Source organism: Pseudonocardia sp. DR1-2 (assembly GCF_023717215.1).
Taxonomy (GTDB): Bacteria; Actinomycetota; Actinomycetes; order Mycobacteriales; family Pseudonocardiaceae; genus Pseudonocardia; species Pseudonocardia alni.
In genome coordinates this window covers 921,340-935,875 of record NZ_JAMQOF010000001.1, presented here as the reverse complement: position 1 = coordinate 935,875, position 14,536 = coordinate 921,340, and the positions used below count along the sequence as shown (strand labels likewise).

Here is a 14,536-nt window from a genome sequence, read left to right as displayed (position 1 = left end):
TCCCGTCACCCACCGCGGAGGGCCCGTGACCACCGAACCCGTCCTGCGTGCACCCCGGCTCGTCGCGCTGCGCGAGGAGCTCACGCTCGCCGAGAAGGTCGGCCTGGTGACCGGCGCGACCATGTGGTCGACCCGCGAGGTGTCGCGGATCGGCCTGCGCCGGATGACGTTCTCCGACGGGCCGTCGGGCGTCCGCGGGGAGGTCTGGGACGAGCGGCGCCCGTCGCTGTGCCTGCCGTCGGCGTCCGCGCTGGCCGCGAGCTGGGATCCCGGGCTCGTGGCCCGGGCCGGAACCGTCCTGGCCGGTCAGGCCGTCGAGCGGGGTGTCGACGTCGTACTCGGACCGACGATCAACCTGCACCGGTCGCCGCGGGGCGGCCGGCACTTCGAGGCCTACAGCGAGGACCCCTTCCTGACCGGGCGCACGGCGGCGGCCTACGTCGCCGGGCTGCAGGCCGCCGGGGTCGCGGCCTGCCCCAAGCACTTCGTCGGCAACGACTCCGAGACCGAGCGGCAGACCGTCGACATCCGGGTCGGCGACCGGGCCCTGCACGAGGTCTACCTCGCCCCGTTCGAGGCCGCGGTCCGGGCCGGGGCGTGGGTCGTCATGAGCTCCTACAACCGGGTCGGCGGCACCACGATGACCGAGAGTCCGCTGCTGGCCGAGCCGCTGAAGGGCGAGTGGGGGTTCGACGGCGTGGTGGTCAGCGACTGGACCGCCGTCCGGTCGGTCGCGAGCGCGTCCGCGGCGCAGGACCTGGCCATGCCCGGGCCGGCCGGGGTGTGGGCCGAGGGGCTGCTCGACGCGGTCACCGCCGGCGTCGTCGACGAGCGGGTGCTCGACGACAAGGTCGACCGGCTGCTGCTGCTCGCCGCCCGCGTCGGGGCGCTGGACGGCGGTCCGGCGCGGCCGGCACCTCCGTCGGTCGGGGACGGCCGTGCGACCGCCCGCGAGATCGCCCGCGAGGGCCTCGTCCTCCTCGACAACGACGGCCTGCTGCCGTTGGGGCCGGACGCCGACCTCGACATCGTGGTGGTCGGTCAGGCCGCGGTGCACCCGCGCATCCAGGGCGGTGGCAGCGCCACCGTCGTCCCCGACCGGGTGGTGACCCCACTGGACGGGATCACCGCGGCGTTGCGCCGCTCCCGGGTCACACACGTCCTCGGTGCGGCGAACGACCAGGTGCAACCGCTGGACCCGGACCGGGTGACCGACCCGGTCACCGGTGGGCCGGGGGTCCGGGTCCGGCTGCTCGACGAGCACGACCGGCCGCTGCTCGACGAGCTCCGGCACACCACGGCCCTGACCTGGTTCGGGGGCGACGCCCCGGTCGCGCGCAGCAGCACCGTCGAGGTGAGCGTCCGGTGGACGCCACGCGACGACGGCCCGGCCCGGGTCGGCTTCGCCGGCGTCGGCGACGGGCACCTGACCCTCGACGGCGCCACCGTGCTGCGCGCCCGGGTCGAGCCGGAGGGACACCCGATCGAGTCGGTGCTGGTGCCCCCGGGCACGAGTACGGAGGTCGAGGTCCGGGCGGGGGTGCCCGTGGAGCTGGTGCTGCGGTTCCGGCCCTCCGAGCGCAAGGAGAGCCTGGCGAACGCGACCGGCGTGACGCTCGGGGCGGTGACCAGCGCGCAGGAGCCGCGGCGCCTGATCGCCGAGGCGGCGCAGCGGGCCGCGCGGGCCGACGTCGCGGTGGTCTGCGTCGGGACCGACGCCGGGGCCGAGGCCGAGGGTCGCGACCGCCGTGACCTGAGCCTGCCCGGTCACCAGGACGAGCTGGTGCGCGCGGTCGCCGCGGCCAACCCGCGCACCGTCGTGGTGGTGGGGTCCGGGGCGCCGGTGCTGACCCCGTGGCGCGACGAGGTGGCCGCGGTCCTCCTGTCCTGGTTCGCCGGCCAGGAGGGCGGGACCGCGCTGGGCGAGGTGCTCGCCGGCGTCGCGGAGCCGGGCGGGCGGCTGCCCACCACCTGGCCCGCGGCGGAGGCGGACGTGCCGGTGCTCGACGTCCGTCCCGTCGACGGGGTGCTCGACTACGCCGAGGGCGTGCACGTCGGCCACCGCGGCTGGCTGCGCAGCGGTGCGGCCCCGGCGTGGCCGTTCGGGCACGGGCTCGGCTACACGACGTGGGAGGTCGGTGAGTTGCGGGTCCCGGAGCGCCACGACGCCCGCGGCCCCGGCCCGCTGCGGCTCGCGACGGCGGTGACGAACACCGGTGGCCGCCCCGGCAAGTGCGTGCTGCAGGTCTACGCGAGCCGGCCCGCGGGCGGTCCCGGCTACCCCGCCCGCACCCTGGTCGGCTACGCGGTGGTGCGGTCCGGGCCCGGGGTCACGACGACGGTGGAGATCGACGTCGAGCCGCGTGAGCTGGCCCGCCGTGCCGGGGACGGCTGGGTGGTCGATCCCGGACCCCTGTGTCTCGCGGTGGGCCGTTCGGTGACCGACCTGCCGGTCCACGCGACCGTCGAGCTGGTGTGACCCCTACTCGACCAGCCGGTTCTCCCAGGCCCACGCCGCGATCTCCACCCGGTTGCGGGCGTCCAGCTTGGACCCGATGTTGGCGATGTGGGTCTTCACCGTGGACAGCGAGACGAACAGGTCCCCGGCGATCTCGGAGTTCGTCCGGCCCCGGGCGACCGCCTTCACCACCTCCAGCTCGCGCGGTGACAGCGCGGCGTGGACCTCGGCACGGGCCGGCTCCGGCTCGGTCAGCCGCTCCAGCAGCCGCACGGTGACCGACGGCGACACCAGGGCGTCGCCCGCCGCGGCGGCCCGGACCGCCTCGACGAGCAGCCGCGGGCCCGCCGTCTTCAGCAGGAACCCGCAGGCCCCCGAGCGCAGCGCGCCGTAGACGTACTCGTCGAGGTCGAAGGTCGTCACCACCACGATCCGCGGGGGGAACGGGTCCGCGGTCAGCGCGCGGGTCGCGGCGATCCCGTCCATCCCCGGCATCCGGACGTCCATGAGCACGACGTCCGGGCGCAGCTCGCGGGCCATGGCGACGGCGTCGGTGCCGGTCGCGGCCTCGCCGACGACCTCGATGCCGTCCTCGGCGGAGAGGATCAGCCCGAAGCCGGTGCGCACCATCTCCTGGTCGTCGGCGAGCAGGACGCGGATCGCGGTCACCGGCCCGCCCCGGCGGGCACCTCGGCGACGACGATCCACCGGCCGGGCCCGTCCGGCCCGGCGTGCAGCGAGCCGTCGAGGGCCTCCACCCGCTCACGCATCCCGGCCAGCCCGAACCCGCCCGGGTCGCGCAGCGGGTTCTCGGTCCCGGTCCCGTCGTTGTGCACCACGGTCACCAGTCTCCCGGCCTGCAGGTGCACGCCGACCGACACCGTCGTCGCGCCGGGGGCGTGCCGGTGCACGTTGGTCAGGGCCTCGCGCACCACCCGGAACGCGGTCGCCGCGACCGCGGGCCCGAGCACGGCGGTCCGTACCTCGGGGGCGATCTCCAGCCGGGTGCGGGTCCGCTCGGGGTCGAACCGCGCGACGACGTCCTCGACGTCGGCGACGTCGTGGCCGGGGGCGCGGTCGGCGCCGCCGTCGGCACCGGCGCGCAGCACCCCGACCATGCGGCGCATCCCGTCGAGGGCCTCGGCGCCGGCCCGCTCGATGGACTCCAGCGCCCGGCCGGCCTCCTCCGGGCGGCTCCCCGCGACGACGACCCCGGCCTGCGCGGCCACCACGATCGCGGTCACGTGGTGGGCGACGGTGTCGTGCAGCTCGCGGGCCAGCTCCAGGCGCTCGTCGTTGCGGGCCTGGGCGAGCCGGGCAGAGCGGCGCTGCCACAGCTCGCGCGCCGCGGTCGCGACGACCATCGTCCCGGCCCAGCCGACCACGGTCAGGCTGGCGAACACCTCGCGGTCGATGTCCGGCACGCGCAGCAGCGGCATGCCCACGATGAGGCACAGCGACACCACCGCCGTCGCGAGCACGACCCGGACCGGTGCGGTCCGCACGACCGACACCGTGATCACGGCCAGCGCGAACAGCTCGGTCAGCGACACGAACGGGATCCCGCCGGTCACCAGCCCCGCGACCGAGCCGGCTGCGGACAGTCCGTAGGCGACCGCCGCCACGGGGAGCGCCGTGCTGCCCGTCCGGTACCGGAGGAGCACCACGCCTGCCACGAGCAGGCCGTACACCGCTCCGCTCGGCACCCAGAAGCCCACGTAGTTCATCGCCAGGACGGCGTCGCACCCCGCCCAGAACAGGTAGGCGAGCAGCTCGAGCCCGGCCAGGAGCGGGCGGCCGCGGCGTGGTGCGGTGCTCATGGGACACACCGTAGGGCGGGCGGCGACCCTCCGACCTCGGTCGGAAGTACGACGACCCGGTCGGGCAACGCCCTACCACGGGCCGATGCCCCGGACCCCCGTCGAGCGGCAGCCTCGTCGTCATGATCGAGGGGTTGAGGAATCCGGCCGACGTGCCGTCGCAGGTCGCCGCGGCGACGGTGAACCTGGTGCGCACCTACGGGCGGGGGCGCGCCACGGTCCGCGCGCTCGACGGCGTCACCCTGTGGCTGCCCGCGGGGCGGTTCACCGCGGTGATGGGCCCGAGCGGATCGGGCAAGTCGACACTGCTGCACTGCCTGGCCGGGCTGGACCGGCCCACGTCCGGGCAGGTGCTGCTGGGCGGGACCGACCTCGGGAGCCTCGACGACACCGCGCTGACCCGCGTCCGGCGCGACCGGATGGGCTTCGTCTTCCAGGACGGCAACCTGCTGCCGCACCTCACCGCGGGCGAGAACATCGACCTGGCCGCCTCCCTGGCCGGGCGCAGGCCGAACCACGCCTGGCGGGCCGAGCTCGTCGAACGGCTCGGCATCGCCGACCGGCTCACCCACCTGCCCTCGGAGCTGTCCGGCGGGCAGCGTCAGCGCGTCGCGGTGGCCAGGGCGCTGCTCGGCCGCCCGGAGATCGTCGTCGCCGACGAGCCGACCGGTGCGCTCGACACGCGTTCCGGGCGCGAACTGCTGGGTCTGCTGCGGGCCTGCGTCGACGACTACGGCCAGACCGTCGTCATGGTCACCCACGACCCGATCGCCGCCTCCGCGTCGGACCAGGTCCTGCTGCTGCGCGACGGCCGTGCCGCCGGCCGGTTGGACCGGCCCACCCCGGACCGGGTGCTGTCCGCGATGGGCGCGCTGACCGGCGCCGACGACCCCGCCCTGTCCGACGTCACGGCCACCGGGCCGGTGACCCGGTGAACCCCGCCACCCGTGCCGCGGTCGCCGGTGCCCGGCGCAGCCCGCGCCGGCTGCTGCTGACCGGACTGGCCGTGCTGGTGGCGACGGTGTTCGCCGCCGGTGCGGTGCTGCTGACCGCGAGCCTGCGCGCCGACCTCGTCGGGAGCACGTCCTCGGTGCCCGCGGGCGCGACGTTCGCCGTGGAGACCGACACCTCCGACGGGGCCGCCACCACGGGGCTGGAGGAGCGGCTGCGCGCGGTGCCCGGGGTGACCGGGGTGTCGACCGCCCGGTCGGGGCCGGCCGCCGTCGTCGCGGGTGGTGCGAGCGGTAGCTGGCTGCTGAGCACCGACCCGATGACCGGGCCGCTGCAGGGACCGGAGCCGGTGACGGCCGGTCGCCTGCCGTCCGGGCCGGGGGAGGCACTGATCGGGGCGGTCACTGCGGAGCGCACCGGGCTCGTCCCCGGCGCCACCGTCGGCCTCGGCGACCGCACGCTGACCGTCACCGGCGTGGTGCCGGTCCGTTCCGGGTACGGCGACGTGCTCGTCGTGCGCGACGACGACCCGGCCGCCGCCGGTCTGTCCGGCCACCGGACCGCCGTCGCGGGGGACCCGGACCCGGCCGCGCTCGCCGCCGTCCCGGGCGTCACCGGTGTCCGGACCGCCGACGACCAGCGCACCGAGGACCTGGCGTCGGCCTCGGCGTCGGCGGACGCGCTGCTCGCCGGGCTGTCGGTGTTCGTCGGGCTGGCGCTGGTCGCCGCGGCCGTGGTGGTCGCCTCGACGTTCCGGATCGTCCTGGCCCGCCGTGCCCGTGAGCTGGCGCTGCTGCGCTGCGTCGGCGCGGGCCGCGGGCAGGTGACGCGGTCGGTGCTGGTCGAGGCGGCGCTCACCGGGCTGGTCGCGGGGGTCGCCGGGGCGCTCGTGGCCGTCGCGGGCGGGTGGGCCGTCCTCGCGGCGGCGGGCGCGGCCGGGCTGGACGCCCCGGCGCTCGTGGTGCCGTGGGGGCGGCTCGCGGGGTGCGTACTGCTGGCGGTCCTCGTGACGGTGGCGGCCGCGCTGGCCCCGGCGCTCGCCGCCGGGCGGACCCCGCCGGTGGTGGCGCTCGGCGCGGCGGACGCGAGCGGGGCCCGTGCACCGCGGGCCCGGGTACGGCTGCCGCTCGCCGCGGTCGCGCTCGTCCTGGCCGTGGTCCTCGCCGTCGCCGGGGTGGGCATGGGGAGCCCGCTGGCGGGGACGGCGCTGGCCGCGCTGTCCGGGATGCTGGTGTTCGCGGCGCTCGTGGTGACCGGGCCGTTCGTGGTGTCCGGGGCGGCGGCGCTGGTGGCGCCGGTCGTCGCACGCTGGGCACCGGGCCGGATCGCGGTGGGCAACGCGCGGCGGATGTCGCGGCGCACCGCGGCGATGACGACGGTGCTGTCACTGGGCGTGGGCCTGACCGCGGCGCTGCTGGTGGCCGTGGCCGGCGCCTCGGCCGACGCGACGGCGTCGATCGAACGGAACTACCCGGCCGACGTCGTCGTGTTCGCCGGCGACGACGCCGAGGCCGCGACGCTCGTGGCCCGGCTCGACGCCGAGCCCGGGCTGACCGCGAGGGTGTCCGACGGCACGGTGCTCGTCGACCCGGCGCCGGGGGCCGACCCGGTCGCGGTGCGTACGGCGGTGGTGCGGGCCGCGGGCGAGGCGCCCGTCACGTTCACCCCGGAGCTGCGGGAGCAGACCGAGTCCGCGGTCGGGGCGGTCCGCGGGGTCGGGCTGGGGCTGGTCGGGATCACGCTGCTCGTCGCCGTCGTGGGGGTCGGGGTGACCCTCGCGCTGTCGGTCAGCGAGCGGACCCGGGAGATCGCGCTGCTGCGCACGCTCGGTCTGTCGCGGGCCGCGGCCCGGCGGGCGGTGGCGTTCGAGGCGGCACTCGCCGGTGCGGTCGCGGCGGTGCTCGGCGTCGTGCTGGGCGGTGTCTACGGCCTGCTGGCGCTGCGGGCGACCGGCATCGGCTCGGTGACGGCGCTGCCGCTGGGCCAGCTCGGCGGGCTGGCCGCCGTGGTGGTCGCCGTCGCCGTGGTCGCCTCGGTGGGGCCGATGCGCCGCGCCGGACGGGTCGAGCCCGCGCACGGCGTCGCCGCGGCCTGAGGGGCCGCCCGCGCGCCCGGTGCGGACCGGGAGCGCGGGCGCCGGGCTCAGCTCGCGGGCTCCAGCACGAACACCGGGATGATCCGGGAGGTCTTCTCCTGGTACTCGGCGTAGGGCGGGTAGGCGTCGACGGAGCGGTCCCACCACTCCTGGCGCTCGTCCCCGGTGACCTCGCGGGCGACGAAGGTGCCGGTCTGCGTACCGTCCTGCACCTGGACCTGCGGGTTCGCGACGACGTTGTGGTACCAGGCCGGGTGCTCCGGGGTGCCGCCCTTGGACGCGATCATCGCGTAGGAGCCGCCGTGCTCGACGCGCATCACCGGCACGTAGCGCTGCTTGCCGGACTTCGCGCCGGTCGTCGTGACCAGGATGATCGGACGGTCCATGACCGTGACGCCCTCGGTGGTGCCGTTCTCGAGGATCTTCTCGGTCTGCTCGCGGACCCAGTCGGTCGGGGAGAGCTCAGCGTTCTGCGTCATAACGGTGGAGAACCCGATACCTCCTGTGATCATTCCTCGCAGCCGGGTGAGGGGCTGGTGCGCGTCGCCGGACGGTGCCTACGGTGCGGGTGCACGACCAACTGAACACGCGGGAGCTCCGTCGCGCGGGGCTGAGAGGGCGACTCGCCGGTCGCCGACCGCAGAACCGGCCGGGTAATGCCGGCCAGGGAGGACTGTCATGACAACGGCACCAGTGCGCCCGCAGCAGGTCACCACCGGCCCGATCCAGGGGTCGGCCAAGGCCTGGATCCCCGGACCCGACGGCATCACCGTCCCGGTCCGGCGGATCCCGCTCTCCAACGGCGAGCACCACGACGTCTACGACACCTCCGGCCCGTACACCGACTCCGACGCGACCGTCGACCTGCACGCCGGGCTGCCCCGGCTGCGGGAGCCGTGGGTCGGGTCGCGGGAGCCGGGGACCCAGATGTCCTGGGCGCGGGCCGGGATCGTCACCCCCGAGATGGCCTACATCGCCGTCCGCGAGCGGTGCGACGCGGAGCTCGTCCGCGCCGAGGTCGCCCGCGGCCGGGCCGTGATCCCGGCCAACCGCAACCACCCCGAGTGCGAGCCGATGATCATCGGCAAGCGGTTCCTCACCAAGGTCAACGCCAACATCGGCAACTCCGCGGTGACCTCCTCGATCGCCGAGGAGGTGGAGAAGATGGTGTGGGCGACGCGGTGGGGTGCCGACACCGTGATGGACCTGTCGACGGGCCGGGACATCCACGAGACCCGCGAGTGGATCCTGCGCAACTCGCCGGTCCCCATCGGCACCGTCCCGATCTACCAGGCCCTGGAGAAGGTGAACGGTGACCCGGCCGCCCTGAGCTGGGAGGTCTACCGCGACACCGTGCTCGAGCAGTGCGAGCAGGGCGTGGACTACATGACCGTGCACGCCGGCGTGCTGCTGCGCCACGTGCCGCTCACCGCGAAGCGGGTCACCGGGATCGTCTCCCGCGGCGGGTCGATCATGGCCGCGTGGTGCCTGGCGCACCACGCCGAGTCGTTCCTCTACACCCACTTCGACGAGCTGTGCGAGATCCTGCGCCGCTACGACGTCACGTTCTCCCTCGGCGACGGCCTGCGCCCCGGCTCGATCGCCGACGCGAACGACGAGGCCCAGCTCGCCGAGCTCGCCACCCTCGGCGAGCTGACGAGGATCGCCCGCGGCCACGACGTGCAGGTCATGATCGAGGGTCCCGGCCACGTCCCGATGGACAAGATCGTCGAGAACGTGCGGCTGGAGGAGGAGTGGTGCGACGAGGCGCCGTTCTACACCCTCGGCCCGCTGGCCACCGACATCGCGCCCGGCTACGACCACATCACCTCCGCGATCGGCGCGGCCCGCATCGCCGAGGCCGGGACCGCGATGCTCTGCTACGTCACGCCCAAGGAGCACCTGGGACTGCCGAACCGCGACGACGTCAAGGTCGGGGTGATCAGCTACAAGATCGCCGCGCACGCCGCGGACCTGGCCAAGGGCCACCCGCACGCCCAGGCCCGCGACGACGCGCTTTCGCAGGCCCGGTTCGAGTTCCGCTGGCGTGACCAGTTCGCGCTCTCGCTCGACCCGGACACCGCGACCGCCTACCACGACGAGACGTTGCCGGCCGAGCCCGCGAAGACGGCGCACTTCTGCTCGATGTGCGGGCCGAAGTTCTGCTCGATGAAGATCACCCAGGACGTCCGGGACTACGCCGAGGCGCACGGGCTGACCAGTGTGGAGGCGATCGAGGCCGGGATGGCGGAGAAGTCCGGGGAGTTCCGGGACGAGGGCGGCCGGGTGTACCTGCCGATCTCCGCCACGGACTGAGGCCCGGACCGGGACGTGCACCGCCGGGGCCGCGGGGATCCCACCCGCGGCCCCGGCACCGTCTACCGTCGTCGGCGACCACGCACGACGCGGGAGCTCGCGGAGCAGGCGGGCTGAGAGGGCGGCCGGGTCCCACCGGACCGGCGTCGCCGACCGCGTACCGGCCGGGTAATGCCGGCCAGGGAGGACACGTCCATGGAACCCACCGTCGGCACCACACCCCCGCGGGTCATGACGATCGCCGGGACCGACTCCGGCGGCGGCGCGGGCATCGCCGCGGACCTGCGCACCTTCGCCGCCTGCGGGGTGCACGGCTGCCTCGCCGTCTGCGCGGTGACCGTGCAGAACTCGGTGGGCGTCACCGGCGTGCACACGATCCCGGTCGACACGATCGCCGGGCAGATCTCCACGGTCGCCTCCGACATCGGGCTGCAGGCCGCGAAGACCGGGATGCTCGCGAACGCCGAGATCATCGAGGCCGTCGCGCGGGCCTGCGACGGATGCGGCATCGGCGCCGGTCTGGCCACGCCGTTCGTCGTCGACCCGGTCGCGGCCTCGATGCACGGGGACCCGCTGCTGGCCGCCGAGGCGCTGGACGCCTACCGGCACACGCTGTTCCCGCGGGCCACGCTGGTCACCCCGAACCTCGACGAGATCCGACTGCTCGTCGAGCACGACGTCCACGACCGCGCGGGCCAGTACGCCGCGGCGAAGGCGCTGCACGCGCTCGGCCCGCGCGCGGTCCTGGTGAAGGGCGGCCACCTCGCCGAGGACACCGACGGCTGCCTGGACCTGCTCTACGACGGCGAGACCGCCGTCGAGCTGCCCGGCCCGCGCTTCGACACCGGCCACACCCACGGCGGCGGGGACTCCCTGGCCGCCGCGATCGCGTCCGGGCTCGCCCGCGGGATGGAGCTGGAGGCGGCGGTCCGGTTCGGGAAGCGCTACATCGTCGAGGCGGTCCGCCACGCCTACCCACTGGGCGCCGGGCACGGCCCGGTCTCGGCGCTGTGGGCCGTACGGCCGTGGTGGGACGAACGCGACTGACCCTCGCCGGTCCTTGGATACGAGATGGATGCGATCTCAACAGATCCGAGGTCGGGGCCGACCGGCCCCCGGCGTGCCGCAGATGCGGTGATCCGCCCGCGCGTCGCTCCGCGAAGGGTGCCCTGACCTGGGGATCGGGCGCTGTGGTCTGCATCGCACAGGCCGGTCGAGATGTATACGCTCGCGTCCGATGAGCATCTTGGGCACCCGCGTCGTCCGCACCGAGGATCCGGTCTTCCTCACGCGCGGCGCGACCTACACCGACGACCTGACCGAGGAGCGGCTGACCGGGGCGTTGCACCTGACGCTCGTCCGCTCCCCGCTCGCCCACGCGACGATCACCTCGATCGACACCTCGGCGGCGCTCGCGTCGCCCGGCGTCGTCGCCGTCGTCACCGGGGCCGACCTCGACATCACACCGGCGCTGCTGTTCCCGGGCGCGAACAAGGCCATGACCCGCCCGTTCCTCGCGACCGACCGCGTGCGGTTCGTCGGCGAGCCGGTCGCCGCGGTCCTCACCGAGGAGTTCTACCAGGGTGAGGACGCGGCCGAGCTGGTCGACGTCGAGTACGAGCCCCTGGACGTGGTGATCGACCCGCTGGCCGCCGCCCGCGACGAGACGCTGCTGTTCCCGGAGGCCGGGACCAACACCGCGGCCGCCTACGGGCACGACGAGGAGCAGGACGCCTCGTTCTTCGACGGCTGCGAGGTCGTCGTCACCCGGGACCTGGTGAACCAGCGCCTGGCCGCGGCCCCGCTGGAGACCCGCGCCGCGAGCGCCTTCTGGGAGGGCGACCGCGTCACCGTCTACATGTCCAACCAGAACGCCCAGGGCGGCCGCGACGAGATCGCCGGCTGGCTGGGTCTGGACAAGGAGAAGGTGCGGGTCGTCCTGCCGGACGTCGGCGGCGGCTTCGGCGCGAAGATCGGGTCCGACCCCGAGTTCGCCCTCGTCGCGTGGCTCGCCCGGCAGCAGGGCCGTCCGGTCCGCTGGAACGAGTCCCGCTCCGAGAACATGACCGGCATGGTGCAGGGCCGCGCCCAGCGCCAGACCGTCACGATCGGCGGCACCCGCGCGGGCAAGGTCACCCACTACCGGCTCGACGTCGTGCAGGATCTCGGCGCCTACCCGCGCCTGGGCACCTTCCTGCCGATGTTCACGCGGATGATGGCGCCCGGCACCTACGACATCGAGCACGTCGACTCCCGCGCGAAGGCCGTCGTCACCAACACGACCTCGGTCGCCGCCTACCGCGGCGCCGGCCGCCCCGAGGCGACCGCCGCGATCGAGCGTGCGATGGACCTGTTCGCGGCCGAGATCGGCAAGGACCCGGCCGAGGTCCGCAAGCTCAACGTCGTCGCCCCGGACCGGTTCCCGTTCCAGACCAAGGGCGGGGTGGAGTACGACTCCGGCGAGTACGCCAAGGCCATCGACCTCGCCCTGGAGAACGCCGGCTACGACCGGCTGCGCGCCGAGCAGAAGGCCCGCCGCGAGTCCGGCGACGCCCGCCAGATCGGCATCGGCGTGTCCTCCTACGTCGAGATCACCGGTGGTGGCGCGTTCGCCGAGGACGCCTCGGTCGAGGTCCACCCCGACGGCTCGGTGACGGTGCTGACCGGCACCTCCCCGCACGGCCAGGGGCACGCGACGGCGTGGGCGATGCTCGCGTCCGACCAGCTCGGCGTCCCGATCGAGAAGATCACCGTCAAGCACGGCGACACCGACCTCGTCCCGCGCGGCGGCGGCACCATGGGGTCGCGGTCGCTGCAGACCGGCGGCGTCGCGGTGCACCAGGCCTCGGCCGAGCTGATCGACCTGGCCAAGCAGCGCGCGGCCGACCTGCTCGAGGCGAGCGTCGAGGACCTGGAGCTCGACCCGGCGAACGCCGCGATCACCGTCAAGGGCGTCCCCGGCGCGAAGTCGGTCACGCTGGCGGAGCTGGCCGCCGCCGAGCAGCTCAAGGTCGACACCACCTGGGACGGCAAGAAGCCGACCTTCCCGTTCGGCGCGCACGTCTGCGTCGTCGAGGTCGACACCGAGTCCGGCAAGGTGACGGTCGAGAAGATCATCGCCGTCGACGACGCGGGTCCCATCCTCAACCCGCTGCTCTGCGACGGGCAGCGGCACGGCGGGATCGCCCAGGGCATCGCGCAGGCGCTGCTCGAGGAGGTCATGTACGACGAGGAGGGCCAGCCGCTCACCGGGACCTTCGCCGACTACGGCATCCCGTCGGCGGCCGAGCTGCCCAGCTTCGACCTGGTCGAGATGACGACCCCGACGCCGGTCAACCCGATGGGCTACAAGGGCATCGGCGAGGCCGGGACGATCGGCTCCACCCCCGCCACCCAGAGCGCGGTCATCGACGCCCTGTCCCACCTCGGCGTCACGCACATCGACATGCCCCTCACCCCGATGCGGGTCTGGGAAGCCATCCAGGAGGCCTCCAAGTGAAGGTCGAGATCACCGTCAACGGTGAGCCCACCAGCGCCGACGTGGAGCCCCGCCAGCTGCTCGCGCACTACCTGCGGGAGACCGTCGGGCTGAAGGCCACCAACATCGGCTGCGACACCACGTCCTGCGGTGCGTGCACCGTGCTGCTCGACGGCGACGCGGTCAAGTCGTGCACCGTGCTGTCGGTGCAGGCCGACCAGCAGTCGGTCACCACCATGGAGGGGCTCGACGGCGCGTCCGAGGGCCGCCCCGAGCACCCGGTCACCGCGGCGTTCCGGTCCGAGCACGGGCTGCAGTGCGGCTTCTGCACCCCGGGCATGGTCATGTCCGCGGTGTCGTTGATCAGCCACGACGACGACCTGGACGAGCGGAAGGTCCGTGAGGGCCTGGAGGGCAACCTCTGCCGCTGCACCGGTTACCACAACATCGTGCGCGCCGTGCTCGTCGCCGCGGGCAAGGACCCGGACGCCGCGCAGAAGGCCGAGGCCGAGTCCGACGCGCTGCGCACCGCGCCCGCCTTCTCCCGTGGGGAGGCCGGCGCATGATCCCCCTCGCGTTCGACTACGCCCGCCCCGACACCCTCGACGATGCCATCGCGCTGCTCGCCGAGAAGGGCGAGGACGCCAGCGTCCTGGCCGGCGGCCACTCCCTGATCCCGGTCATGAAGGTGCGCCTCGGCGCGCCGGAGTTCCTGATCGACATCGGCCGGCTGCCGGAGCTGAGCTACATCCGCGTCGAGGGCGACGAGCTCGCCGTCGGTGCGGCGACCAAGCACCGCGACGTGGTCGACTCGGCCGAGGTCGCGAAGGAGGTCCCGCTGCTCGGGGCCGTCGCCCGCACCGTCGGCGACCCGCAGATCCGGGCGCGGGGCACGCTGGGCGGCACCGTCGCCCACGCCGACCCGGCCGCGGACCTGCCCGCCGCGCTGCTCGCGCTGGACGCCACCGTCGTCCTGCAGGGGCCGCGCGGGAAGCGGACCGTGCCGATCGGCGAGTTCTACACCGGCGTGTTCACCACGGTCCGCGAGCCCGACGAGCTGATCGTCGAGATCCGGATCCCGCGCTGCGGGGACAAGGGCTGGGCGTACGAGAAGTTCACCCGTCGCAGCAACGACTGGGCGATCGTCGCCGTCGCCGTGTCCGACGACCGCATCGGCCTGGTCAACATGGGCTCGACCGCGCTGCGGGCGTCCGCCACCGAGCGGGCGCTGGCGGAGGGGAAGAGCATCGCCGAGGCGGCCGCGCTGGCCGCCGAGGGTGCCGAGCCGCCCGCCGACACCCACGGGTCGGTCGCCTACCGCACCCACCTGGTGCAGGTGCTGACCCGCCGCGCCCTGGAGACCGCGCACGGCGCGCGCTGACCCGCGCACCCACGGCCCGCGTCCCTCCCCGGGGCGC

11 protein-coding genes are annotated in these 14,536 nt (G+C 74.8%); 8 read left to right on the top strand and 3 right to left on the bottom strand.

The annotated features are described in order from the left end of the window. Nucleotides 1-25: 25 nt before the first annotated feature. Nucleotides 26-2,479, top strand: a complete 2,454-nt coding sequence (locus ND486_RS04335) for a glycoside hydrolase family 3 C-terminal domain-containing protein (protein WP_251782924.1) — start codon at nt 26-28, stop codon at nt 2,477-2,479. A 3-nt stretch (nt 2,480-2,482) separates the two neighbouring features. Here ND486_RS04335 and ND486_RS04330 read toward each other — a convergent pair whose 3' ends face one another. Together ND486_RS04330 and ND486_RS04325 are read right to left on the bottom strand one after the other, a co-directional pair. Continuing rightward, on the bottom strand, nt 2,483-3,127 hold the full coding sequence (locus ND486_RS04330; RefSeq protein WP_308215800.1) for a response regulator transcription factor: 645 nt from the start codon (nt 3,125-3,127) through the stop codon (nt 2,483-2,485). Continuing rightward, nucleotides 3,124-4,278: a sensor histidine kinase gene (locus tag ND486_RS04325; RefSeq protein ID WP_251782923.1), complete on the bottom strand. Its 1,155-nt coding sequence runs from the start codon at nt 4,276-4,278 to the stop codon at nt 3,124-3,126. The genes ND486_RS04330 and ND486_RS04325 overlap by 4 nt, the downstream gene beginning before the upstream one ends. Before the next feature lie 122 nt (nt 4,279-4,400). Between ND486_RS04325 and ND486_RS04320 the strand changes: the two genes are divergently transcribed. Next, a complete protein-coding gene (locus ND486_RS04320) occupies nt 4,401-5,213 on the top strand; it encodes an ABC transporter ATP-binding protein (RefSeq protein ID WP_226367756.1) in 813 nt (270 codons plus the stop codon). Then, nucleotides 5,210-7,324, top strand: a complete 2,115-nt coding sequence (locus ND486_RS04315; RefSeq protein ID WP_251782922.1) for an FtsX-like permease family protein — start codon at nt 5,210-5,212, stop codon at nt 7,322-7,324. Before ND486_RS04320 ends, ND486_RS04315 begins: the two co-directional genes overlap by 4 nt. Nucleotides 7,325-7,371: 47 nt before the next feature. Here ND486_RS04315 and ND486_RS04310 read toward each other — a convergent pair whose 3' ends face one another. After that, a complete protein-coding gene (locus tag ND486_RS04310; protein WP_251782921.1) occupies nt 7,372-7,803 on the bottom strand; it encodes a nitroreductase family deazaflavin-dependent oxidoreductase in 432 nt (143 codons plus the stop codon). A 199-nt stretch (nt 7,804-8,002) separates the two neighbouring features. Between ND486_RS04310 and thiC the strand changes: the two genes are divergently transcribed. From thiC to ND486_RS04285, 5 genes are all read left to right on the top strand, one after another. Further along, a complete protein-coding gene (gene thiC, locus ND486_RS04305) occupies nt 8,003-9,640 on the top strand; it encodes a phosphomethylpyrimidine synthase ThiC (RefSeq protein WP_251782920.1) in 1,638 nt (545 codons plus the stop codon). A gap of 195 nt (nt 9,641-9,835) precedes the next feature. Next, nucleotides 9,836-10,687, top strand: a complete 852-nt coding sequence (thiD, locus tag ND486_RS04300) for a bifunctional hydroxymethylpyrimidine kinase/phosphomethylpyrimidine kinase (RefSeq protein ID WP_174525526.1) — start codon at nt 9,836-9,838, stop codon at nt 10,685-10,687. A 190-nt stretch (nt 10,688-10,877) separates the two neighbouring features. Continuing rightward, complete coding sequence (locus ND486_RS04295; RefSeq protein ID WP_178375839.1) at nt 10,878-13,139, top strand: xanthine dehydrogenase family protein molybdopterin-binding subunit; 2,262 nt, start codon at nt 10,878-10,880, stop codon at nt 13,137-13,139. Beyond that, nucleotides 13,136-13,684, top strand: coding sequence for a (2Fe-2S)-binding protein (locus tag ND486_RS04290; RefSeq protein ID WP_073576649.1), 549 nt, complete (start codon nt 13,136-13,138; stop codon nt 13,682-13,684). The genes ND486_RS04295 and ND486_RS04290 overlap by 4 nt, the downstream gene beginning before the upstream one ends. Next, complete coding sequence (locus ND486_RS04285; RefSeq protein WP_208818860.1) at nt 13,681-14,499, top strand: xanthine dehydrogenase family protein subunit M; 819 nt, start codon at nt 13,681-13,683, stop codon at nt 14,497-14,499. Before ND486_RS04290 ends, ND486_RS04285 begins: the two co-directional genes overlap by 4 nt. The last annotated feature ends 37 nt before the right edge of the window (nt 14,500-14,536 follow it).

Coding starts and splice junctions, on each gene's coding strand:
- ND486_RS04325 (WP_251782923.1), bottom strand. CDS start 4,278: ATGAGCACCGCACCACGCCGCGGCCGCCCGCTCCTGGCCGGGCTCGAG.
- ND486_RS04320 (WP_226367756.1), top strand. CDS start 4,401: ATGATCGAGGGGTTGAGGAATCCGGCCGACGTGCCGTCGCAGGTCGCC.
- ND486_RS04310 (WP_251782921.1), bottom strand. CDS start 7,803: ATGACGCAGAACGCTGAGCTCTCCCCGACCGACTGGGTCCGCGAGCAG.
- thiC (WP_251782920.1), top strand. CDS start 8,003: ATGACAACGGCACCAGTGCGCCCGCAGCAGGTCACCACCGGCCCGATC.
- thiD (WP_174525526.1), top strand. CDS start 9,836: ATGGAACCCACCGTCGGCACCACACCCCCGCGGGTCATGACGATCGCC.
- ND486_RS04295 (WP_178375839.1), top strand. CDS start 10,878: ATGAGCATCTTGGGCACCCGCGTCGTCCGCACCGAGGATCCGGTCTTC.
- ND486_RS04285 (WP_208818860.1), top strand. CDS start 13,681: ATGATCCCCCTCGCGTTCGACTACGCCCGCCCCGACACCCTCGACGAT.